24 protein-coding genes are annotated in these 21246 nt (G+C 50.1%); 19 read left to right on the top strand and 5 right to left on the bottom strand.

The window, feature by feature from the left end; translation table 11 throughout:
- Nucleotides 1-94: 94 nt before the first annotated feature.
- Nucleotides 95-796 carry a hypothetical protein gene (locus OCU43_RS11350; RefSeq protein ID WP_261832929.1) on the bottom strand — a complete coding sequence of 234 codons (702 nt, stop codon included), beginning with the start codon at nucleotides 794-796 and terminating at the stop codon, nucleotides 95-97.
- Nucleotides 797-1007: 211 nt separating this feature from the next.
- Between OCU43_RS11350 and OCU43_RS11345 the strand changes: the two genes are divergently transcribed.
- The 4 genes from OCU43_RS11345 to OCU43_RS11330 all read left to right on the top strand — a co-directional run bounded on the left by OCU43_RS11345 (nucleotide 1008) and on the right by OCU43_RS11330 (nucleotide 3607).
- A complete protein-coding gene (locus OCU43_RS11345) occupies nucleotides 1008-1847 on the top strand; it encodes a DUF817 domain-containing protein (RefSeq protein ID WP_091358854.1) in 840 nt (279 codons plus the stop codon).
- 430 nt (nucleotides 1848-2277) lie between these two features.
- Nucleotides 2278-2559, top strand: coding sequence for a hypothetical protein (locus OCU43_RS11340; protein ID WP_091358857.1), 282 nt, complete (start codon nucleotides 2278-2280; stop codon nucleotides 2557-2559).
- Nucleotides 2560-2616: 57 nt separating this feature from the next.
- Entirely contained in the window at nucleotides 2617-3162 is a 546-nt protein-coding gene (locus OCU43_RS11335) for a GNAT family N-acetyltransferase (RefSeq protein WP_175483534.1), read from the top strand.
- 37 nt (nucleotides 3163-3199) lie between these two features.
- Entirely contained in the window at nucleotides 3200-3607 is a 408-nt protein-coding gene (locus OCU43_RS11330) for a GFA family protein (protein ID WP_091358864.1), read from the top strand.
- A gap of 100 nt (nucleotides 3608-3707) precedes the next feature.
- Here OCU43_RS11330 and OCU43_RS11325 read toward each other — a convergent pair whose 3' ends face one another.
- Entirely contained in the window at nucleotides 3708-6140 is a 2433-nt protein-coding gene (locus OCU43_RS11325; RefSeq protein WP_091358866.1) for a fatty acid cis/trans isomerase, read from the bottom strand.
- Nucleotides 6141-6325: 185 nt separating this feature from the next.
- Between OCU43_RS11325 and OCU43_RS11320 the strand changes: the two genes are divergently transcribed.
- Entirely contained in the window at nucleotides 6326-7258 is a 933-nt protein-coding gene (locus OCU43_RS11320; protein ID WP_091358868.1) for a cation diffusion facilitator family transporter, read from the top strand.
- An 81-nt stretch (nucleotides 7259-7339) separates the two neighbouring features.
- On the opposite strand, the gene OCU43_RS11315 is transcribed toward OCU43_RS11320, so the two are convergent.
- The 3 genes from OCU43_RS11315 to OCU43_RS11305 form a co-directional block, all read right to left on the bottom strand.
- Nucleotides 7340-7942: a YiiX/YebB-like N1pC/P60 family cysteine hydrolase gene (locus OCU43_RS11315; protein WP_091358870.1), complete on the bottom strand. Its 603-nt coding sequence runs from the start codon at nucleotides 7940-7942 to the stop codon at nucleotides 7340-7342.
- Between the two features lie 215 nt (nucleotides 7943-8157).
- Nucleotides 8158-9066: a homocysteine S-methyltransferase family protein gene (locus OCU43_RS11310; RefSeq protein WP_217647438.1), complete on the bottom strand. Its 909-nt coding sequence runs from the start codon at nucleotides 9064-9066 to the stop codon at nucleotides 8158-8160.
- A 402-nt stretch (nucleotides 9067-9468) separates the two neighbouring features.
- Nucleotides 9469-10047 (bottom strand): Maf family protein, encoded by a 579-nt coding sequence (locus OCU43_RS11305; RefSeq protein WP_091358872.1) that lies wholly within the window; start codon nucleotides 10045-10047, stop codon nucleotides 9469-9471.
- Nucleotides 10048-10168: 121 nt separating this feature from the next.
- Between OCU43_RS11305 and OCU43_RS11300 the strand changes: the two genes are divergently transcribed.
- From OCU43_RS11300 to OCU43_RS11235, 14 genes are all read left to right on the top strand, one after another.
- Entirely contained in the window at nucleotides 10169-10684 is a 516-nt protein-coding gene (locus tag OCU43_RS11300) for a YceD family protein (protein ID WP_091358874.1), read from the top strand.
- Between the two features lie 18 nt (nucleotides 10685-10702).
- Nucleotides 10703-10885 (top strand): 50S ribosomal protein L32, encoded by a 183-nt coding sequence (gene rpmF / locus OCU43_RS11295; protein WP_091358877.1) that lies wholly within the window; start codon nucleotides 10703-10705, stop codon nucleotides 10883-10885.
- Between the two features lie 2 nt (nucleotides 10886-10887).
- Nucleotides 10888-11919 (top strand): phosphate acyltransferase PlsX, encoded by a 1032-nt coding sequence (plsX, locus tag OCU43_RS11290; RefSeq protein ID WP_091358878.1) that lies wholly within the window; start codon nucleotides 10888-10890, stop codon nucleotides 11917-11919.
- Between the two features lie 108 nt (nucleotides 11920-12027).
- Nucleotides 12028-12960 carry an ACP S-malonyltransferase gene (gene fabD, locus OCU43_RS11285; protein WP_091358880.1) on the top strand — a complete coding sequence of 311 codons (933 nt, stop codon included), beginning with the start codon at nucleotides 12028-12030 and terminating at the stop codon, nucleotides 12958-12960.
- A 24-nt stretch (nucleotides 12961-12984) separates the two neighbouring features.
- The gene (gene fabG, locus OCU43_RS11280) at nucleotides 12985-13728 is read left to right on the top strand and encodes a 3-oxoacyl-ACP reductase FabG (RefSeq protein WP_091358882.1); all 744 of its coding nucleotides are present in this window, start codon (nucleotides 12985-12987) and stop codon (nucleotides 13726-13728) included.
- Nucleotides 13729-13888: 160 nt separating this feature from the next.
- Nucleotides 13889-14122, top strand: a complete 234-nt coding sequence (gene acpP, locus OCU43_RS11275) for an acyl carrier protein (protein ID WP_091358884.1) — start codon at nucleotides 13889-13891, stop codon at nucleotides 14120-14122.
- Between the two features lie 88 nt (nucleotides 14123-14210).
- Entirely contained in the window at nucleotides 14211-15449 is a 1239-nt protein-coding gene (gene fabF / locus OCU43_RS11270) for a beta-ketoacyl-ACP synthase II (RefSeq protein WP_091358886.1), read from the top strand.
- Nucleotides 15450-15485: 36 nt separating this feature from the next.
- Entirely contained in the window at nucleotides 15486-16343 is an 858-nt protein-coding gene (gene pabC, locus OCU43_RS11265; protein ID WP_091358888.1) for an aminodeoxychorismate lyase, read from the top strand.
- A complete protein-coding gene (mltG, locus tag OCU43_RS11260; RefSeq protein WP_245756580.1) occupies nucleotides 16343-17374 on the top strand; it encodes an endolytic transglycosylase MltG in 1032 nt (343 codons plus the stop codon). Before pabC ends, mltG begins: the two co-directional genes overlap by 1 nt.
- A gap of 40 nt (nucleotides 17375-17414) precedes the next feature.
- Entirely contained in the window at nucleotides 17415-18053 is a 639-nt protein-coding gene (gene tmk, locus OCU43_RS11255; protein ID WP_091358890.1) for a dTMP kinase, read from the top strand.
- Complete coding sequence (locus OCU43_RS11250; protein WP_091358892.1) at nucleotides 18046-19065, top strand: DNA polymerase III subunit delta'; 1020 nt, start codon at nucleotides 18046-18048, stop codon at nucleotides 19063-19065. Before tmk ends, OCU43_RS11250 begins: the two co-directional genes overlap by 8 nt.
- Nucleotides 19066-19160: 95 nt before the next feature.
- Nucleotides 19161-19511 (top strand): PilZ domain-containing protein, encoded by a 351-nt coding sequence (locus OCU43_RS11245; RefSeq protein ID WP_091358894.1) that lies wholly within the window; start codon nucleotides 19161-19163, stop codon nucleotides 19509-19511.
- A gap of 15 nt (nucleotides 19512-19526) precedes the next feature.
- Entirely contained in the window at nucleotides 19527-20309 is a 783-nt protein-coding gene (locus tag OCU43_RS11240) for a TatD family hydrolase (RefSeq protein ID WP_091358896.1), read from the top strand.
- Nucleotides 20310-20311: 2 nt separating this feature from the next.
- Nucleotides 20312-21220, top strand: coding sequence for a radical SAM protein (locus OCU43_RS11235; protein ID WP_091358898.1), 909 nt, complete (start codon nucleotides 20312-20314; stop codon nucleotides 21218-21220).
- The last annotated feature ends 26 nt before the right edge of the window (nucleotides 21221-21246 follow it).

Below are 21246 nucleotides of genomic sequence, written 5' to 3'. Positions count from 1 at the left end.
CCTCGGTGTTCTCTGTGGTGAAATCAAATTCAGTCGTTTGTTAAACAGTCTATCGATGTGTTCCGGCTGCTCTGGCTTTGAATGTAGAAGCTTTTTAACCACCGAGGACACAGAGTACACCGAGGAAGGGCAAAAAATTACAGCATATGATTTTTCTCTGTGCCCTCGGTGTTTTCTGTGGTGGAATCAAATTCAGTCGTCCGTTAACTAGTCTATCGATGAGTTCCGGCTGCTCTGGCTTTGGAGATAGAAGCTTTTTACCACCGAGGACACAGAGAACACCGAGGAAGGGCAAAAAATTACAGCATATGATTTTTCTCTGTGCCCTCGGTGTTATCAGTGGTGAAATCAAAATCAGTTGTCCGTTAAACAGTCTATCGATGAGTTCCGGCTGCTCTGGCTTTGGAGATAGAAGCTGTTTACCACCGAGGACACAGAGAACACCGAGGAAGGGCAAAAAATTACAGCATATGATTTTTCTCTGTGCCCTCGGTGTTTTCTGTGGTGGAATCAAATTCAGTCGTCCGTTAACTAGTCTATCGATGAGTTCCGGCTGCTCTGGCTTTGGAGATAGAAGCTTTTTACCACCGAGGACACAGAGAACACCGAGGAAGGGCAAAAAATTACAGCATATGATTTTTCTCTGTGCCCTCGGTGTTCTCTGTGGTGGAATCAAATTCAGTCGTCCGTTAAACAGTCTATCGATGAGTTCCGGCTGCTCTGGCTTTGAATGTAGAAGCTTTTTAACCACCGAGGACACAGAGTACACCGAGCAAGGACAAAAAAATTCCAGCATATGATTTTTCTCTGTGCCCTCGGTGTTCTCTGTGGTGAAATCAAATTCAGTCGTTTGTTAAACAGTCTATCGATGAGTTCCGGCTATTCAGGCTTTGTACACCTTCAAAAACAGATAGTCTTTATCTCATGAGGCTGTAGAGAAAAGATATGAGCTTTCTTCGTAGTCTTGGTGTCCTCTGAAGAGATAGCAACATGAGCAACCAGACAATATGAACGTTAAACACTTTATCCATGAGTTCTGGCTGTTCGGGATTAAACAGGCATATGCCTCTGTTTTTGGCGGCTTCCTGCTGGGAGTAATGATTGTTACCCGGCTATGGTATCCGTTAGAAAGTCTGCATCGTTATGATTTTATCTTTCTTGCGGCGATCGCTTTTCAACTGTTTTTGTTAGCCTTTAAGCTGGAAACGTTGCGCGAGTCGGTTGTTATTATTGTGTTTCACTTTGTAGCGACCCTGATGGAGCTATTCAAAACCTCTGACGCTATCGGCTCCTGGGTTTATCCCGAAGAGTATATCTTTGGGGTTGGCAATGTCCCACTGTTTACCGGCTTTATGTATAGCGCGGTCGGCAGTTATATCGCCCGTGTCTGGCGAATCTTCGAGTTTGAGTATTCCAGCTATCCGCCAAAATGGGTGACTATTCTGCTGGTAATTCTGGTCTATGCGAACTTCTTCAGCCATCACTACATCTGGGATATGCGCTGGCTGTTGCTGGGAGTCACTGTGGCGCTGTTTTATAAGACCGATATCTATTTCAGGGTTCGTAAAACCCACCGCAAGATGCCGATCCTGCTGGGGTGGTTTCTGGTCGCTCTGTTTATCTGGTTTGCTGAAAATATCGCCACCTATGCCAATATCTGGATCTACCCTAATCAGGTTGACGAATGGCATATGGTGTCGGTCGCTAAGCTCAGTTCATGGTTCTTGCTGATGTTGCTCAGTTTTGTGCTGGTGTCGATTATCAATACCGTTCGGATACGTACAGCAGAGGGGCGTGTTACATCCCTGCAAGATGCTGGCATAGCTGTAACTAACAGAGGTGATTAGCCTCTGCTTTCTGCGTTAGCCAAAGAGTTCGATTAAAGAGTCTGATCAAAGAGCTCTCAAATAACCCTCTTAAAGAGCTTTGCTATCTGGTATCGACTTTCAAACGGTCGGTTTTGTCCTGTGCTATATATTATTATCGATTGCGTTTGTCTGTGTCGATTTTTGTGGCGACTCCCATTATTTCAGCGTAGATTCGCAGGGTGAAGAGCGTCTCCGTGGCGCACCTCTCAGGTTTTGCAGATCAACAATGAACATCTCTTTTGCATGTGCAGGTTGATATTATGAGCGACTGGTTAGCTGTTGCTAAACAAGTTTCATGTTGTTGGCTTGAGGGGCAATATATAACAGCATTTGTTCCGGGCAGACGGGAGCAAAGAGATATGTCACAGCTAGAAAATCTATTCTGACGTATATAACACAAGGGCGTGGTATGAATCTGGATAAAGCGAGAAAGCGGATCGAGAAGCATGTGAAGAAAGGTTTCAGGGGGTATCCGATGATCTCTCTGTGTTATTCAGGAGAAACGACAGAGTGTGCAACACAGGTTGTGATTCAGTTTATTGCTGCAGAGGGCGCTGAACCTCAGGAACAGCGGTTTGCCGCAAAAACGGATATCAGGAAGGATGAAGTTGTCCAGACCACGCTATTGAAAATCATTGAACGGGCTGAGGCAAATACGGTCACAGAATCAGAGGTGGTTGCGGTTAGTTAGTAACCCCCGGATGCTTGGCAGAGACCGTCTCGCATACAATCAAAAGGAACGATGACTATGACAGGAATCTATCTTCAGCCAACGCTGACCGGCAAGATGATAACCCTTCGGCCACTGCTGGACGAAGATTTTGAGGCTCTTTATGAGGCTGCCTCGGACCCCGTCATCTGGGCAATGCATCCAGACTCCCTTCGCTACGAGCGGGATATTTTTGAGCAGCGTTTTTTTAACAGCGCGATCAGTAGTGGCGGCGCCCTGGCGGTGATTGATAATCGCACGGCCCGGATGATCGGTTCTTCCCGTTACTATGACTGGAATCCTGAGCAACGCGAAGTAGCGATAGGCTTTACTTTTATCGAGCAGGCTTATTGGGGCAAGGGCGTGAATACCGAGATGAAAGCGCTGATGCTGAATCATATTTTTGAGTATGTTGATACGGTCTGGTTTCATATAGCGGAGGAGAATATCCGCTCGGTTAAAGCCGTTGAAAAGCTCGGGGCAATCTACTCACATAAAGAGAATAAAGCGGTTGAAGACAAACCGTTTGTGCAGCTGTATTACCGGCTGACACTACCTGCTTATCGCAAGGCTTGCGGGGTGTAGGTGGTTTTATTAATTGATGACAAACAGGGTGAACAGTATGACCTATCCAATTGAGGGTTCTTGCCAGTGTGGTGGCGTTAAGTACCGGTTGTTAGCTGCGCCGCAGATGGTAGTCGCCTGCCATTGCAAAGAGTGCCAGAAACTTTCAACCAGTGCTTTCAGTATCACCGCCATGGTAAATACGTCTGATCTGGAGTTTGAAGGTGAGATGGCTGAATGGAGCCGGTTAGCGGACAGCGGCAACACCAGTGGCGCTAAATTTTGTCCGACCTGTGGTAACCGGATCTATCATTTTAATCCCGCTGAGCCTGATAAGATTAAGCTCAAACCATCGAATCTCTCCGATACCAGTATTATCCAGCCGACCGCCCATGTCTGGGTCAGTGAAAAGCAGGACTGGTTCACTATACCGGAAGGCGTGAAAGTGTTTGATAAACAGCCCTGATATCGCGACTGCGTAAGGGCAATAAAAGGCAGAGTGCTCCAGTCTTTTCACCGGGAGACTGGAGCAGGGTAAAACCGTTCCGGATTATCCGTTTCTGGCTTCACCAGTGCCCATAGCGATTCATATCATACACGCCCGCTTCCAGCGGGTGGATTGCCTCCATATACGCAGTGAAACTGTGAAATACCTGCCAGAACTGCGGATTCATCCGGCCCACACCCCAGCGTTCGACGAACTGATCAAATGCGCTATCCGAGTCGATAGCTTCGAAGGAACTCACAAAATCATCCAGTTGTGATTGCTTAAGCTGCAAAATCAGGTTGGGATAGCTGCCAACCGGTTCCGACAGAATTGTCAGGGTATCGAGATCTTCCTGATAGCGCAGTGATTCCCCCAGCAGGAAAGCGACGCTGCTGTGACGACGGTTACGTAGCAGAGTAAAGACCTTAAACTGTTTATCTGCAGTTGCACTATCACTGTCTGTAGTTGTTTTGTCCAGATTGATCCTTACAAAGGTAACTTCAGGCAGCCACTTAATAGCGGTTAAATCGGCAGCAGGTTTAGCGGCAATATTACTCAGCGCGAGAGTGTCGTTTTCATTGGCTGAGCCCGGTATACGCTGTTTGCAATCGTTGCAGCGGTTGATGTTGTCGGTGCCGGTCAGTTGCGGATATCGTTCTAGCAGGGTTCGTAGTAACTCCTCTTTTGGCTTATCGCTGCTGAAGGCGATATTGCTGGGGGTCCGGGTATCCAGATCGTGGTAGGTGATTTTGGCCTTAATTCTGGCGGAGGACTGATACCAGTCAGAGTAGATGGTCTGTCTTGAAGCTGCTGGCATGAAACGCAGAAAATTGGTTTCCGAGCCGTTTCTTATCAGATCAAAATAGAGCCGGGTCTGCGCCTGATGGGACACACTGCCAAAGACATCGAAGTTAACCACCAGTTCGTAATAGGTTCTCTCCAGCAAGGGGTAGCCCATCACCCAAGCGGTGAGGGGGATCTCCCCCTGCCAGCCGCTAGTGACCGATGCGCTGTTGTGGTGACGGAAAACGGTTAAAAAAGCGTTGTCATTGGTTTGATCGCCATCCCAGATCTGCTGCAGTACTGCGCCGGATGGATATGCCTGCTGATAGGCTTTCTGACGCATGTCCAGATAGCTGTTGCGCTTGTCGCTGTAGGTGAACCACTGACTGCCAAAGTCCAGTAGTGAGCTTTTTTCGCCCGGCAGGCCCAGATAGTCGTTGACCGATAACTGATACTCAGGATTATTGCTATAGAGCTCAGTGTCAGGGGACTCAAACATCACCCAGAACTGGTCACGGATAACGTTGGTTGCGATCTGTCCACGGCACACCGGCCCCCGGATAAAGTTTCTGACAAAGAAGCGGGCATCATTGAGCAGAAAGCGGTAGCGTAGTTTCGCCGGTATCGCTGCAAACGTGATAAAGGGGTTGGAGCGTTCCTCGTACCCATAGCCGGGCAGGGAGTCAACTTGCCAGTCAGTGCTGTAAAACAGCTTTTGGTACTGCTCAAGTCTCTGAGAATCAAAACGGTAGGTGATATGGGTTTTATGTACGACGGTGCCTGGTAGTGGTATTAGTCGATAATAAAACCGCTGTTGCGGGGTGTTGTCAGGGCGGTCGTTAGGTCGCACCGTTGGTACAATAACCGGTTTCTCTCCCGCAGGGGTATAGGAACGTATCAGTTGGTAAAACCGGGTTGTTGGGTGGTTCTGGCCGTCAGACTGGTCGGCACTGTTGAGATACAGATGGCCGAGAAACAGATGTTCGTAGAGATAGCGCGATAGCAGTATCGAACGTTTATCTCTCCGGTTTAGCCAATCCTCCCAGCGGCTGATCATCAGTTGATCGGTATCACTGATGGCGACTGGCGGTGTGTCGATTTTCGCCCCCTGTTTCAGCCAGGTGGAGAGAGTCTGGTACTCCTGCTTATCCAGCCCGGACACCGCCAGCGGCATCCCTCCATGGGGAAACTTATCGACATAGTCGTTGAACTCTCCCGGCGCGGGGCAGTAGTTGACCCGGTCAAAGCCCAGCTCAATCGTATCCGGTACCCGGGTGTTTGTCGTTAACGGGTTGTTCTGGCCAAGATCCAGCATCTGCTGCATGAGTGGTGGAGTGGTGTTATCCGCTTTATCACTGTACTCGGAAAGCACCGAATAGAAACCTTTTTTTAGCCACTCTTCTGGTGTTTGAGCATCAATGTAGAGGCGGGTTGGAGGGCTGTCCTTGAGTCGGCCACCATCATAAACACGGGCTTTGGAGGCACCACGTTCCAGCCCCTGAAATGATTCCAGTTTCAGCTGGCAGGGCGCGTCATAGCATGAATGACATGCGAGGCATTTAGTGTCCAGTATCGGGCGGATATTTTGGGTGAAACTGTAACTTTGTGTCGCGGTAATAACCCGGGGTTTAACCTGTTCAGCCTGTCGATCATTATCGGAGAACAAGAATAAAATGCCGACGACAAAAATAACACTTGCGTAGGTTCTTCCCTGTACTGGTTTTTTCATTCGCTGTTTTATGTCACTCTAATTGGACCGACAGATTAACAAATGCCGGAATTACTTCAACAGGTTACCATAACGCTCATATTTCCTGATGAGTAATTAACAACATCCAGTCACTCAATTGCTATTATCGATTGAAGCAGTTTTTTCGTCAGTGTGCTGGTTCAGCGGATACACTAAGGAACTCTATGGGACACCATCACAGCCATCACCAGGGCCATAGCCATAGCCATAGCCATCAGGTCACCAATTATAACCGGGCATTTGCCATCGGCATCGCTCTTAATCTTATGTTTGTGGTGGTTGAAGTGATCTATGGGGCGTTGTCAGAATCGTTGGCACTGATCGCAGATGCAGGACACAATCTCAGTGATGTATTCAGTCTGATTCTTGCGTGGGGAGCCAGTGTGCTTGCCAAAAAAGCGGCCACCGAAAAGCGTACCTATGGTTTGCGTAAGGCGACGGTGATGGCTTCACTAGGCAGCGCTATTCTGTTACTGATTGCGCTCGGTGGTATTGCCTGGGAAGCACTAAACCGTTTTTCCAATCCAGCGCCAGTCGCAGGGATGACTGTCATAGTAGTGGCTGCCATTGGGGTGGTCATCAATACTGTCACAGCGCTGCTGTTTTTTAGCGGACAGAAAGATGATCTGAATATCAAGGGCGCTTTTCTGCATATGGCGGCGGATGCAGTGGTATCGTTGGGCGTGGTGATCGCTGGCCTGTTTATCCTGTTTAAGGGGTGGGTATGGATCGACCCGGTGATCAGCCTTGTTATCGTCGCGGTTATTCTGGTTGGTACGTGGGGATTGCTTAAGGATTCGATGAACTATGCACTGGATGCGGTGCCGGATAGCGTCGATATCCCTGCCTTAAAGCAATACCTCAATGGCCTGGAATCAGTGGAGCGTATTCATGATCTGCATGTCTGGCCTTTAAGTACAACGGAGATCGCGCTGACCGTGCATCTGGTGGTCGATCAGTGTGAGCTGAATAACCAGTTTCTGCGGGATCAGCAGCAATACCTTCACGATTATTTTGGCATCGAGCATTCCACGATACAGATTGAATCCTCCACGGCGGAACAAAACTGTATGTTAGATAATGCTAAGCCGTCCTGAGTGCCGCTGAGTCATATCAGCTCATCATATCAGCTCATCATATCAGCTCATCATATCAGCTCATCATATCAGCTCATCATATTAGTCCACTGTAGAGAAAATGGTGCTTAACTGTGGATCATTAATCTGGCTGGCCGGAGTAAGTGTCTGGCGCTTCCAGGGGATGAAGCCTAAAAACCAGCAGCGCCAGAAGCGAACTGATGCCTGAGGGTTTTCCTGTAGCAGTTGTTCCAGCGTTTGCGCCTTGCCCAGCTCAATGCCTAAGGCATCTTTATAAACCAGGTGGACAAACTTAGAGCAGAACTGACGCTGTGAATCGAAATCAAATCCCAGATGATAGAGTGTGGTTGGGAGGGTTGCGGACAGTTTATCTGCCGATTGTTTTAGCTGTTCAATCTCTGTTGTTGAAAGAGGTTGCTTCAGGCGGCGAATCATCACTTCACCGTTGCAGGTCCGACTCAGAAATTTACGCAATGGGGTTTTGCTGACAAAGGGGACTTTGCTCTCAACGACCAGCCACTGGCCATTTTCTTTAATGGCAAAACCCACATGGGAACACCAGCTTCCGGTACCTTTGGCAACCTGCTTATAAAGGAAGGCATCAATAGAGATAAACAGAATGTCGCCTTCCTGAAGCGAGGCAGCAACTTGTTGTTCCAATGCATTAAGGTGGTAGTGTTTCATGTTCAGCTCCGTTGCTATTATGCAGTTCGATGGAGCTGATTCTGAGAGATTCCAGACGTATTATGAATCTGATGCTGAAAAGTATTAAATATTAATACTTAACGGTACAGATATACGGTTTATCGGGGGGTACTGTCGTCGGAAGTAGTAAAAAAGGCCGCTACCTTTCAGTACCGGCCCTGTTAAAGCCTGAATATTGCCGTTGAGTCAACGCGTTATTGTGTGAGTGTTTCACTCAATGCCTGGATATGATCAGGACCGATACCGCAGCAGCCACCAATTAACTCAGCACCGAGAGCTTGCCACTTTTGCGCCCATTGCAGATAGGTTGTAGGGGACAGGTCGGCCCGTAGCTCATTAAGGTTGTCATTTGCAGTAGCATTTTTAGGCTGAGGTGGGAATGCGTTTGCATAGGCGCCAATTTTAATCGTTTTGGCATAGTGAGCCAGTTCCTGTTTGGTCATCTCAATCGCTTCGGCAATGACCTCGGGCTGGCTGCAGTTAAATAGGATGGCATCAACGCCTGCCTGTGCCATTGATTGAACCGCCGCAATGACGGTTTCACCGGAACGGAGCAGAGGCTGTTCTGTGGCTTCAGCGTCTTCAAGGGTGAAGGCTACCCAGAATGGTTTGTGATCCGTATCGATACGGTCGACCAGTGCTTTGATAGCCAGGGGTTCTGCAATCAGGCTTTGAGTCTCATTGAGCCAGAGATCGATATGGGGGTTAAGGGCTGTGATCAGCGGGATAGCAATCTCTTCAACCCGTTCAGGTTGATACAGATCCGCACGGTATGAGCCAAACAGAGGTGCTACCGACCCGGCGACCAGTACACCTTCCTGACCGGTTTCATTAATGGCTTCACGGGCGACGATTGCCGACTGTTCTGCCAGTGCTACACCGCGTTCTTTAAAGCAGGCTTCACCGATATGAAAAGGTACCAGTGCATAGCTGTTAGTGGTGATAATTTCAGAGCCCGCATCAATGTAAGCCTTGTGCACCTCTTTAACAATCTCTGGGGCTTTCATCATCGCCAGTGCGGACCATTCCGGTTGTTGAAAAGGGGCACCCCGACGCTCAAGCTCTCTGCCCATCCCACCATCAAGTATTGTAATTTTGCTCATAGCACTTTCATCAGGTTAATTCAGAATTGGCGCAATTCTATCCTCACAAAAAGAGGATTCAAACAGGATTAACCTGATTCATCTGGAATACTGTTAATTAGTTATTAATCATTAATAAAACCGCCCCTAAGTCTCGGGTCAGATGGCTAGCCGAGGCCTTAATTTATGGCGATAGTGGTTAAGCTGTTGGAGCCGGACGGTCATGGCGTCCGGGGGTTCATATGATAAGTTTGACACTTTTTATTAAAGAGAAAGAGGAGGTCAACTGTTGACAGTGGTACGCTTCTTCTCGCCAAAGACAAAGAGTATCACTATGTGCTGCCTTGAGGTGCAGCTAACCAATTGAGTATGTTGAGTTTCACTGGCCCCCTGAGCAGATCAGAGGTGTTGGCGGATGTTGTTTCATATAATAATGGTGCCCTGGTTTTCCAACATCCGAATCAGACGGATCAGTGGCAGACCGATCAGGGTGTTTGGGTCATCCCCCTCCAGTTTTTCAAACAAAGCGATTCCCAACCCCTCAGATTTAAAGCTACCCGCACAGTTATAAGGTTGCTCAGCCTTAAGGTAGTGCTCAATCATTGTCGGAGTCAGGTGTCGAAAGTAGACATGAAACGGAACAACATCCGTTTCACAGCTACCGGTTTGGCTATTCAACAGTGAGAGTCCGGTCAGGAAGGTAATCTTCTTTCCGGATGCGTCACGCAGTTGCTGACAGGCGTTGTCAAAACTTCCTGGCTTGCCGATCGTTTTACCGTTGATAATAGCGGTCTGGTCTGAACCGATGATCAGCGCATCGGGGTAATCCGTCTGCAACGCTTCCGCTTTTTCTCGGGCAAGCCGGGCTACATACTGTTGTGGTGTTTCAGAATCGAATCGTGTTTCATCAATATCGGGAGAAACTGCTTCGTAAACAATATTGAGTTTATCCAGAATCGCTTTTCTGAAAGGTGAGCTGGATGCCAGAATCAGCCGGGACATACCTGATTTTCTCCAAATAGTGAGCGGTTGCGATAAGGTGCAGATATTAGCCTGTTTTTTTCGCTTTTAAAGCCTTATTTCCTTTGACAGACCGGGTTTTGATCCCTAGAATTGCGCGCTTATGTCGAACGCCCCATTACCAAAGAAAATTGACCCGCGTAAGCTTGCTGATCGGGGAGTACGGATTGAAGGTGACGCTGAGCTTGCTCTGCTGCCAAATCTGGTCACAATGCTGACTGATTCGCAGGGCAGGGTTGCTGTTGATCTGCAGTTTGATCTTGATGAGCTGCGTATCCGTACAATAAAAGGCACTGCTGTTACTCAGGTGAAAATGGCCTGTCAGCGCTGTCTTGAGCCAGTTGAGATCGACATCGAAGCGAAGTTCAATTTGGCTATTGCTCCCACTGAGGAGCATGCAAAGAATCTACCCAGGTACTATGATCATCTGATTGTAGCGGGAGATGAGCTGGAATTGTTACCGATGGTGGAAGAGGAGCTGATTCTGACGCTTCCGATTGTACCATTTCATGACGATTGCAGTGTGCAGACTTCCTTCGGTGAAGCGGCTACGACTGACAATGAAACTGATAAACCGAACCCTTTCAGTGTATTAGCCTCACTGAAGGCTGATAAGTGAAATAGGAGCTATATACCCATGGCAGTACAAAAGAGCAAAGTAACTCGTTCACGTCGCGGACAGCGTCGTTCACACGATGCACTGGGCAACCCAACTCTTTCCGTAGAAGCAACTACTGGTGAAACTCACCGTCGTCACCACGTCAGTGCTGACGGTTTCTACCGTGGTAAGCAGGTTGTTGCACAGCAAGACGACGAGTAAACTTGTCTGACAGCATTTGCATCGCCATAGACGCGATGGGCGGGGACTTCGGTCCCCGCGTTGTTATTCCTGCCTCAGTGGACGCCCTGAAGCGTCACCCCCGCTTGACCCTGCAATTGGTTGGTCAACAAACCGTTCTTGCCCCTCTGCTTGCTGACTCTCTGAAAAAACGCTCCGATAAAAGTCTTTCTTCTCGTATCTCGATTATTGATGCAGAGAATGTTATCGCCAATGATGAGCGGCCCTCTCATGCACTTCGTAAGCGTCGCGACACCTCTATGTATCGCGCCATCACACAGGTGGCAGAAGGTCAGGCGCAGGCTTGTGTGAGTGCCGGTAATACCGGGGCCCTGATGGCGCTGGGGCGCTTTACGCTTAAAATGCTTCCGGGGATAGACCGCCCGGCTATCATTACCGCCATTCCATCTGTTAACGGCATCAGTTATATGCTGGACCTGGGGGCAAATGTCGATTGCAGCGCCGAGCACTTGCTGCAGTTTGCCATTATGGGTTCGGTGATGACTCGTGCCGTTGAAGGGATTGAGGAGCCTCGCATCGGGCTACTCAATGTTGGTGCTGAAGAGATAAAGGGAAATGAACAGGTCAAGCTGGCTTCCCGGCTGATACGCGAGCATGGTGGTCTGAACTACATAGGTTTTATCGAAGGTGACGATATTTTTACCGGTAAGGTGGATGTCGTGGTCTGTGATGGTTTTGTTGGTAATATCGCGCTCAAAAGCAGTGAAGGGGTCGCGCGCCTCATCGGTCGTCAGCTGCGTCTGAGTTTTACCCGCTCGTTGTGGCGTAAAATGATGGCGATGCTTGTCAGCCCTGTGCTGGAAGAGATACGCGCCCATATTGATCCGGCTCGTCGCAATGGTGCAAGCCTGCTGGGGTTGCAGGGGATTGTTGTGAAAAGTCATGGCTCAGCTAATCGACAGTGCTTTGGCTATGCCATTGATCAGGCTGTTGCAGAGGTCCAGATGGATGTTCCAGGTAGTATTAATCGCCAGCTGGAATCTCAGATCAGCTGAAGCAGGGCGGAAATATTTGATCTATAAGACAAACGTTTTAATTCATCGCGAATCCTGTAAACTACGACCTTTAAATTGTTATGCGTTTATCTGTACATTGAGGTAACAATGCCACAATCCCTCGCTTTTGTTTTTCCCGGTCAGGGCTCTCAGCACCTGGCAATGCTGGCCGAACTGGCCACCGAACACTCTGTTATTCAGGAAACTTTCGCTGAAGCATCTGAGGTTCTTGGATATGATCTATGGGCGCTGACCCAGAATGGTCCTGAAGAGGATCTGAATCAGACTGATCGTACGCAGCCCGCACTACTCACTGCTGGAGTTGCCCTCTGGCGTCTGTGGCAGCAGCAGGGTGGTAAGTCGCCTGCGCTGATGGCAGGGCATAGTCTGGGTGAGTATACAGCGCTGGTCTGTGCCGGTGCTATCGGCTTTAAAGATGCGGTAAACCTTGTCCGGTTGCGGGGCGAGTTTATGCAGCAGGCGGTTCCGGCAGGAACTGGTGCAATGGCTGCTATTCTCGGTCTTGCCGATGATGCTATTCAGGCGGCCTGTGAAGCGGCTGCCGGTGACGAGGTTGTTTCCCCGGTAAACTTTAACTGTCCGGGGCAGGTTGTGATTGCGGGCAATAAGGCCGCCGTTGAGCGTGCTATTGAAGGCTGTAAGGCTGCGGGAGCTAAGCGGGCGATACCTCTGCCTGTCAGCGTTCCCTCGCACTGTGTGCTGATGAAACCCGCTGCTGAGCAGATGGAGGCTGAGCTGCAAAAAATTTCAGTGCAGATGCCTGTTATTCCGGTAGTCCAGAACTTTACTGCGAAATCGCCTGAGAGTGTTGATGAGCTGATCGCAAATCTGCTGGCACAGCTATATAGCCCTGTTTTATGGACAGACTCGGTGCAGAATATGATAGAGCAGGGTATTGAGAGCACCGTAGAGTGCGGCCCTGGTAAAGTGTTGTCCGGGCTGAATAAGAAAGTTCAACGCACCCTGGCGGTTGCTGCGATCAACGATCCTGCGGGTCTTGAGAAGGCGCTGAGCGCTTAATCTCTGAAATATAGGAAACAGAATATGAGTATCGAAGGCAAAGTGGCTCTGGTTACCGGTGCTACTCGGGGAATCGGTAAAGCGATTGCGCTGGAGCTGGGGCGTCAGGGTGTGGTTGTTGTGGGTACTGCGACCAGTGAAAATGGTGCCGCTTCTATTGCGGCATACCTGAAAGAAGCGGGCGTTTCCGGAACCGGATTATGTCTTGATGTAGGTTCGAACGACTCGGTTGATGAGGTGCTGAAGGCAGTTCAGGATCAGTTTGGATCTGTAACGATCATCGTCAATAATGCAGGTATTACCCGGGATAATATCATGCTTCGCATGAAAGAGGATGAGTGGGATTCAGTCTTGAATACCAATCTGAAATCCGTTTATCGGGTGGTGAAAGGTTGTTTGCGTGGCATGACAAAAGCGCGCTGGGGTCGCATCATCAATGTATCATCGGTGGTTGCTTCAATGGGCAACGCCGGGCAGGCAAACTATGCTGCTGCTAAGTCTGGGATGGAGGGCTTCAGTCGGGCGCTGGCACGTGAGGTTGCTTCCCGGAATATTACGGTTAACTGTGTAGCACCCGGTTTTATCGATACTGATATGACCAGTGGTCTGCCAGAGGAACATAAAGAAACGCTGCAAAAACAGATCCCAATGGGGCGTTTAGGGCAGCCTGAAGAGATTGCTGCTGTTGTTGGTTTTTTAGCCAGTGATGCCGGCGGATATGTCACCGGAGACACGATTCATGTCAATGGTGGGATGTATATGTCGTAAAGATTTCCCCTAGGGAATTGTTTTTTTTGCAAAAGTGTTGATAATGAGCCGCAGCTCACTGGAGAAATATCGCCGTCAGGCTTGATCCATAGCGGCGGATTCTAATAAAATCCCTGTTCACATCTTCGGGTGTGGATGTCGATAAATAATAGGAAGAGTTATGAGCAACATCGAAGAGCGCGTAAAGAAAATCATTGCTGAACAGCTGGGTGTTAAAGAGGAAGAGGTGACCACCGAAGCTTCTTTTGTTGAAGACCTGGGTGCCGACTCTCTGGACACTGTAGAGCTGGTTATGGCTCTGGAAGAGGAATTCGAAACTGAAATTCCTGATGAAGAGGCAGAGAAAATCACGACTGTTAAACTGGCAATCGATTACATCAACGCACATCAGTAATCGACTCAACCAGATTACCGAGAAGCCGCAACTATAGTGATATAGTGCGGCTTTTCTTTTGTTCGCCCGGTAAAGCAGGAGGATTTTGATGTCTCGCAGAAGAGTCGTTGTTACGGGTATGGGGATGCTGACCCCGGTAGGTAACACTGTCCAGGAGACATGGGCCAATATTCTTAACGGCAAAAGTGGTGCGGCTGAAATCACCCACTTTGACCCTACGCCGTTTGGCACCCGTTTTTCCGCCTCTGTTAAAGAGCTGGATCTCAGTGGCTATATGAGCCCGAAAGATGCACGGAAGATGGATCTGTTTATTCAGTACGGTATGGTTGCAGCAATTCAGGCTGTTGAAGATTCCGGACTGGAAGTCACTGAAGAAAATGCTCCCCGTATCGGTGTTGCAATTGGTTCAGGTATTGGTGGCTTGCCGATGATTGAGGCGACCCACGATACACTTAACAACAGTGGCCCGCGTCGCATTTCGCCGTTTTTTGTACCCGGTAGCATCATCAATATGATCGCCGGCAATCTGGCCATTAAATATGGCTTTAAAGGCCCGAACATTGCCATCACTACGGCATGTACGACCGGTACTCACAATATTGGTTTTGCTGCGCGAATGATTCAGAACAGCGATGCGGATGTGATGATTGCTGGCGGTGCCGAGATGGCAACAACTCCGCTGGGGGTTGGCGGCTTCTCTGCTGCCCGAGCGCTGTCAACCCGTAATGATGATCCGCAGGCTGCCAGTCGTCCCTGGGACCGGGACCGTGATGGTTTTGTTCTGGGTGATGGTGCCGGTGTAGTTGTGCTGGAGGAATATGAGGCCGCTAAAGCCCGTGGTGCGACCATCTATGCCGAACTGGTTGGTTTTGGTATGAGTGATGACGCCTATCACATGACTTCACCTCCTGAGGATGGAGCGGGTGCTGCGATGGCGATGGCTAATGCGATTAAAGATGCGGGGATTAACCCCGATCAGGTTAATTACATTAACGCCCATGGTACATCGACCCCTGCGGGGGATATTGCTGAGTCAAATGCTGCCAAGCTGGTGCTGGGCAGTGCTGCTGAAACCGTGCGTATGAGCTCAACCAAGTCGATGATTGGTCATCTGCTGGGGGCTGCGGGTGCGGTTGAGGCGATCTTCTCAGTATTGGCTATCCGTGATCAGGTGGCGCCACCCACGATCAATCTGGATAACCCCTCTGAAGGTTGTGACCTGAACTATGTCCCTCATACCGCTCAGGAAGCAGCCGTAGACGCTGTGGTATCCAACTCTTTCGGTTTCGGTGGTACCAACGGTACCCTGGTATTCCGTAAGATCTGAGTATACGGGCGTGCTCTGTGCACGCCCGTTCTCCCTATGCGATCCTATATCCTGATAAATGGTCAGTCAGAGCAGTCAATCCCGGTAACTGATCGGGGGCTTGCTTATGGTCATGGCCTTTTTGAAACCATTACTCTGAACGGTTCTCAGCCGGTTGTATGGCAGGCGCACCTTGATCGACTGCGCAAGGGGGCTGGCCGTCTTGGCATTCCTCTTCCGGTGAATATTCAGGCATTGCTTGAAGCGGATCTGGCAAAGCTGCTGCAACTGCAGCCAACCTCTGACACCCGTCAGGTACTGAAAATAACCATCACCCGGGGGTGCGGGGGGCGTGGATATGCGGTCGATGACAAGGTGTCTGTCAACCGGATTGTGCAGCTGACCCCCTTTCCTGATTATCCTGATCAACCTGCTATAAAGGGGGTTTCTGTCAGGCTGTGTCAGACTCGCCTGGCGTTATCGCCGCTGCTGGCCGGCATTAAGCACCTTAATCGTCTTGAGCAGGTGCTGGCGCGGGCAGAGTGGGACGATAGCCGAATTCGCGAAGGTCTCGTGCTGGACAGTGAGGGGTTTCTGGTAGAAGGAACCATGAGTAATCTGTTCTGGGTGCAGGATGGGGAGCTTTATACTCCGCAACTTGATCGTTGTGGTGTCGCGGGCATTATCCGTCAAACTATTCTCACGCTTGCTGAACAGACAGGGGTGACGGTATGTGAAGGGCTGTATGCTGCAGATACTCTGGCTGCTGCCGATGAGGTTTTTGTCTGCAACAGTGTTATTGCAATCTGGCCAGTCACCCGGCTTATCGCTGATCAGGGCTGCTATCCTGAGTGGCCGGTTGGGCCGCTAACCCGTCTGTTGCAATCCCGGTTGGCCGCTGAAGGAATATATTAGTGCGTAAAGTTGTTGTCTCTTTTGTTATTACTCTGATGGTTGTTGTTGCGCTTGCTTATGCTGGCTGGCGATCACTGCAGAGCTATCTGGACACACCGTTGACCCTGTCCCAGTCGCGGACCATTCTGGTTGAACAGGGAAGTAGCTTTAAACGTGTTGCGGGGCAACTGGCCGCTGAAGGGGTGATGGAAAAACCTGACTGGTTTGCTTTTTTTGTTCGTCTGAAAAAAGTGGGGCATCTTCTTAAGGCGGGTGAGTATGAGCTGGTTCCTGGTACAACTCCCAGAACGCTGCTGGTGCAACTGGTGTCTGGTAAAATTATTACCTATAACTTTACGATTATAGAAGGCTCTACTTTCAATCAGTTACGAGAGCAACTTAGAGAAAATAAACAGGTAAAAAATACCCTGGATAGTCTCAGTGATAATGAATTAGTGGCTTCTCTGGGGCTTGATGGGCAGCACCCGGAGGGGATGTTCCTGGCTGATACCTATCAGTTCCATCGTGGAATGAGCGATGTCGATCTGCTTAAACGCGCCCATGCTCTGCTACAGACTGAACTGGATACCGCCTGGCGGGAACGGGCTAAAGAGCTGCCTTACAAGTCTGCCTACGAGGCTCTGATTATGGCCTCTATCGTTGAAAAAGAGACGGCGTTGAGCAGCGAGAGACCCACTATCGCCGGTGTTTTTGTTCAGCGTCTGCAAAAAGGGATGAAGTTGCAGACCGATCCCACTGTGATTTACGGAATGGGAGATCGTTATAAAGGCAATATCCGTCGTGCGGATCTGCGCCGTCCCACCCCTTATAACACTTATACTAACGCTGGGCTGCCGCCGACACCGATCGCGATGGTCGGGCGGGAAGCGATCCGGGCGGCTCTGCATCCAGATCAGAGTAAGTGGTTATACTTTGTGGCAAAGGGTGATGGCAGTCATCAGTTTTCAGCAACCCTGGAAGCACACAATCGGGCGGTTAAGCAGTATCAGCTAAAGCGTCGCAGTGATTATCGTTCGAGTCCGGATCAATAACGCCGGGTACGATTAAGTTTGATTAGATGAGTTGGATAGTATGAGTTCAGGCCGTTTCATTACACTGGAAGGTACCGAAGGGGTTGGCAAATCAACTAATCTGAGGTTCATTGAATCTGTATTGCAACAGCATCAGATCCGTTATCAGTTAACCCGCGAGCCTGGCGGTACTCCGCTGGCGGAGCAGATGCGCGAACTGCTGCTGGCCAATCGGGATGAAGTGGTTGCTGATGATGCGGAGCTGCTGCTGGTATTCGCCGCGCGAGCGCAACACCTTGAAAGGGTGATACGGCCAACACTTGCCGAGGGTAGATGGGTGTTGTGTGACCGTTTTACCGATGCCACTTTTGCCTATCAGGGCGGTGGGCGCGGGCTCAGCAAAGCGATGATTAGTCAGCTTGAGACGATGGTGCAGCGGGGATTGCAACCTGATCTGACGATTCTGCTGGATCTGCCGGTAGAGGTTGGTCTCGCCCGGGCCAGTCAGCGGGGAGCACTGGATCGGTTTGAAAATGAACGCATCACTTTTTTCGAGCAGGTACGTAACGCTTATCTTGAGCGGGCCGCTGCTGATCCGGAACGCTTTGCTGTGATCGATGCTTCAGGCACACTGGAGCAGGTGCAGCACCAGATCAGGAGGGTGCTGGAACAGTATCTTCAGGAGCAGGCAGGTGAGTGATTCAATCTGGGAAGACCGACCGGTAGTATTGCCATGGCTGAAACCGCGCTGGGAATATCTGCACGAGCTGAAAGCACAGAACCGTTTTCCTCATGCGCTGTTGATTAACGGGCCTGAGGGGATCGGCAAGGCCTGCTTTGCACTGGCACTGGCTAACTATGTTCTTTGTCGTAACCCTCAGGGGAGCGTTGCCTGCGGTCGCTGTCGCAGTTGCGAGCTGACCAGTAGTGGTGGGCACCCGGATCTCTACCTGCTCAGGCCCGAAGAACCGGGAAAGCCGATCAAAATTGATCAGATCCGGGAATTGACAGACTTTATCTACTCAACCGCACAGCAGGGTGGCTACCGGGTGGTGATCATCGATCCCGCCGATAGCATGAATGTTAATGCGGCCAACGCCCTGTTAAAAATGCTGGAAGAGCCGGGTTCTAACACCCTGTTAATGCTTCTGACGCATCGTCTGGGGCAGATGCTGCCGACGATCAAAAGTCGTTGTCAGCGGGTCGATATGCCGCCGGCGGATAACTCAATGGCAATTCAGTGGGTGGCGACTCAGCTTGAAGTCGATGCTGCGGAAGCTGCGCAGCTGTTAGTGATCGCCCATAACTCCCCCCTGCAGGCGCTGGCGTATAAGCAGGATGATCTTCTGGGGTTGCGGGCTAAAGTACTCAAAGGGCTGGCGGATATTCTCAAGAGTCGCAGCAGTGCAGTGGAGGTGGCGCAGTCGCTTTATAAAGAGGATCTGGAACTGGTACTTGGCTGGATCTACAGCTGGGTTGTAGATATTGCCCGCTCTGCAGAAAACCAGGCCGACCCTGAACTGTTGCGACATACCGATGCTAAAAATATGTTACTGGCGCTGGCCCGTAAGGTCAGCAGCAAGAAACTCTATCAATTTTCTGATCAGGTACAGGCCGCACGTAAGGATCTGATGTTCAGGCGCAACCCAAACAAGCAGTTGTTGATGGAGAAGCTGCTCAGTGACTGGTATGCTCTTCCAAGAGCTAACTAACTGACCTGACAGGATATACAGCAGCACAAAGCAATAGTAATATATAGACAGTCTGAGTTTAGGATGAAATAAGTACTAGGGAGGCTATACGGCCTATGTCAGTTGTACCCCGCATGAGTCATGGGATTCTTTCCCTGGCAATTGAGACCAAGGAAGATCTCTATAAATCATATATGCCATTTATCAAAAATGGTGGGTTATTCATTCCTACTACCCGTACCTATCAGTTGGGCGAAGAAGTTTTCATGCTGCTGAGTCTGATCGATGAGGACGACAAGATCCCGGTCACCGGCAAAGTTGTCTGGGTTACTCCCCGGGCTGCTCAGGGGGGGCGAGTCCCCGGTATCGGTATTCAGCTCTCGCAGGATGACGCGACGCTGATCTCAAAGATCGAAACCTATATTGCGACACTGATGAATTCGGGTAGACGTACCAATACAATGTAATTCAGAGTTACCCTCATGTTTGTAGATTCTCACTGTCACCTCGACAGGCTGGACCTGTCTGCCCGAAATAATCAGCTTCAATCCGTTATTGATGCCGCCACCGAGAAAAATGTTTCCCGGATGCTGTGTGTCGCTATCGATATGCAAACCCTCCCAGGGATGCTTGAAAAGGTTAATCGCTTCGATAATGTTTATGCGTCGGCGGGGGTTCATCCACTTCATGTATCCGATGGTGTGCCGGATGTTGCTACTTTGCTGGGTTATGCTGCTGAGCCGAAAGTGATCGCCCTGGGTGAAACGGGCCTGGATTACTATTACCAGAAAGATACAGTAACGCAGCAGAGGGAAAGTTTTGTTAACCATCTGCAAGCGTCAGCACAGTCGCGCTTGCCGGTGATCGTGCACACCCGCGATGCCCGCGACGATACCATTAGCATACTGCGTCAGCATGTTGATACGGCTGTTGGTGGCGTGTTGCACTGCTTTACCGAAAACTGGGAGATGGCAAGGCAGGCGATGGATCTGAACTTTATGATCTCGTTTTCCGGGATCATTACCTTCCGTAATGCTGCTGAGTTGCGGGAGGTTGTCCGTCAGGTGCCGATGGAGAATCTGTTAATCGAAACAGATTCTCCCTACCTGGCGCCAGTGCCCTATCGTGGTAAGCCAAATGAGCCTCAATATGTCGTTGAAGTGGCACAGTGTGTTGCGGATATTAAAGGTCTTCGGATAGAAGAGGTGGCCGAGATCACCAGCAACAACTTCGACCGTCTGTTCAGTAAAGCGGTCAGTGGCTGACAATGAACTGGCCTCCAGTCGCCCCTCCCGTGAGTTATATCGAGCCGGTGTTCCGGCCTCCCAGTGAAGCCAGCTCCCTTATTCTCCAGGTCACCAATGGTTGCAGCTGGAATCGCTGTACCTTCTGCGAGATGTATATCGATCCGCAGAAAAAATTTAAGCCTAAAAGTGAAAATCAGCTGCTCGGGGAGATCATCCGTTGCGGCCAGCAACTGCCCGGTGTGAGGCGTGTTTTTCTCGGGGATGGTGATCCAATGGTGCTGTCATTCCGGCGCCTGAAGACTATCCTGGAAGCTATCCGCACCTATATGCCCTCCGTGACACGGGTTTCAACCTATGCATTGCCTGCCAATCTTAAACACAAAACCGTTGAGGAGCTTCAGGTGCTGCGTGAGCTGGGTCTGAAACTGATCTACGTGGGGGCTGAAAGTGGAGATGATGAGGTTCTGCGCTGTATTGATAAAGGTGAAACCTTTGCCACCACACGGGATGGTTTACTCAAAGCAAAGCAGGCGGGTATTAAAACCTCGGTTATGCTGATCAATGGTCTGGGTGGCGAGCGAATGAGTGAGCAGCATGCGCTGGCTTCTGCGCGCCTGGTAAATGCGGTGCAGCCGGATTACCTGGCAACACTGGTGCTGTTTTCCCGTCGCGGCAATCAGCGCGTCGCTGAAGGCTTTAATGGTGACTTTACCCCGTTAACTCAACGCCAGCTGTTTCAGGAGATGGAGGTGTTTCTGTCAAACCTGACGTTGGAGAAGACTGTTTTCCGCAGTGATCACGCGTCAAACTTTCTGGTCTTAAAGGGTGTGCTAAACCGCGATCTTGATGCACTATTAAGGCAGTTGCGCGCCGCGATAGAAACACCTGACAGGGTATTTCTGCGGCAGGATTATCAGCGCGGACTATAAGCGCGTTTTCCTGCGGTGGTCCACGC

Source organism: Amphritea atlantica, assembly GCF_024347255.1.
In the GTDB taxonomy this organism is placed as follows: Bacteria; Pseudomonadota; Gammaproteobacteria; order Pseudomonadales; family Balneatricaceae; genus Amphritea; species Amphritea atlantica.
The sequence above is the reverse complement of the archived record's forward strand: the minus strand, read 5'-3'. Positions and strand labels throughout refer to the sequence as shown.

What these genes read in the sequence shown, in the direction of transcription:
- pabC (WP_091358888.1), top strand. Translation starts at nt 15,486, where the DNA reads ATGCGATCCTATATCCTGATAAATGGTCAGTCAGAGCAGTCAATCCCG.
- OCU43_RS11335 (WP_175483534.1), top strand. Translation starts at nt 2,617, where the DNA reads ATGACAGGAATCTATCTTCAGCCAACGCTGACCGGCAAGATGATAACC.
- fabD (WP_091358880.1), top strand. Translation starts at nt 12,028, where the DNA reads ATGCCACAATCCCTCGCTTTTGTTTTTCCCGGTCAGGGCTCTCAGCAC.
- OCU43_RS11300 (WP_091358874.1), top strand. Translation starts at nt 10,169, where the DNA reads ATGTCGAACGCCCCATTACCAAAGAAAATTGACCCGCGTAAGCTTGCT.
- OCU43_RS11320 (WP_091358868.1), top strand. Translation starts at nt 6,326, where the DNA reads ATGGGACACCATCACAGCCATCACCAGGGCCATAGCCATAGCCATAGC.
- OCU43_RS11310 (WP_217647438.1), bottom strand. Translation starts at nt 9,066, where the DNA reads ATGAGCAAAATTACAATACTTGATGGTGGGATGGGCAGAGAGCTTGAG.
- OCU43_RS11315 (WP_091358870.1), bottom strand. Translation starts at nt 7,942, where the DNA reads ATGAAACACTACCACCTTAATGCATTGGAACAACAAGTTGCTGCCTCG.
- OCU43_RS11350 (WP_261832929.1), bottom strand. Translation starts at nt 796, where the DNA reads ATGCTGGAATTTTTTTGTCCTTGCTCGGTGTACTCTGTGTCCTCGGTG.
- rpmF (WP_091358877.1), top strand. Translation starts at nt 10,703, where the DNA reads ATGGCAGTACAAAAGAGCAAAGTAACTCGTTCACGTCGCGGACAGCGT.
- acpP (WP_091358884.1), top strand. Translation starts at nt 13,889, where the DNA reads ATGAGCAACATCGAAGAGCGCGTAAAGAAAATCATTGCTGAACAGCTG.
- fabG (WP_091358882.1), top strand. Translation starts at nt 12,985, where the DNA reads ATGAGTATCGAAGGCAAAGTGGCTCTGGTTACCGGTGCTACTCGGGGA.
- OCU43_RS11245 (WP_091358894.1), top strand. Translation starts at nt 19,161, where the DNA reads ATGTCAGTTGTACCCCGCATGAGTCATGGGATTCTTTCCCTGGCAATT.
- OCU43_RS11330 (WP_091358864.1), top strand. Translation starts at nt 3,200, where the DNA reads ATGACCTATCCAATTGAGGGTTCTTGCCAGTGTGGTGGCGTTAAGTAC.
- OCU43_RS11240 (WP_091358896.1), top strand. Translation starts at nt 19,527, where the DNA reads ATGTTTGTAGATTCTCACTGTCACCTCGACAGGCTGGACCTGTCTGCC.
- OCU43_RS11305 (WP_091358872.1), bottom strand. Translation starts at nt 10,047, where the DNA reads ATGTCCCGGCTGATTCTGGCATCCAGCTCACCTTTCAGAAAAGCGATT.
- tmk (WP_091358890.1), top strand. Translation starts at nt 17,415, where the DNA reads ATGAGTTCAGGCCGTTTCATTACACTGGAAGGTACCGAAGGGGTTGGC.
- fabF (WP_091358886.1), top strand. Translation starts at nt 14,211, where the DNA reads ATGTCTCGCAGAAGAGTCGTTGTTACGGGTATGGGGATGCTGACCCCG.
- OCU43_RS11325 (WP_091358866.1), bottom strand. Translation starts at nt 6,140, where the DNA reads ATGAAAAAACCAGTACAGGGAAGAACCTACGCAAGTGTTATTTTTGTC.
- OCU43_RS11340 (WP_091358857.1), top strand. Translation starts at nt 2,278, where the DNA reads ATGAATCTGGATAAAGCGAGAAAGCGGATCGAGAAGCATGTGAAGAAA.
- OCU43_RS11345 (WP_091358854.1), top strand. Translation starts at nt 1,008, where the DNA reads ATGAACGTTAAACACTTTATCCATGAGTTCTGGCTGTTCGGGATTAAA.
- OCU43_RS11235 (WP_091358898.1), top strand. Translation starts at nt 20,312, where the DNA reads ATGAACTGGCCTCCAGTCGCCCCTCCCGTGAGTTATATCGAGCCGGTG.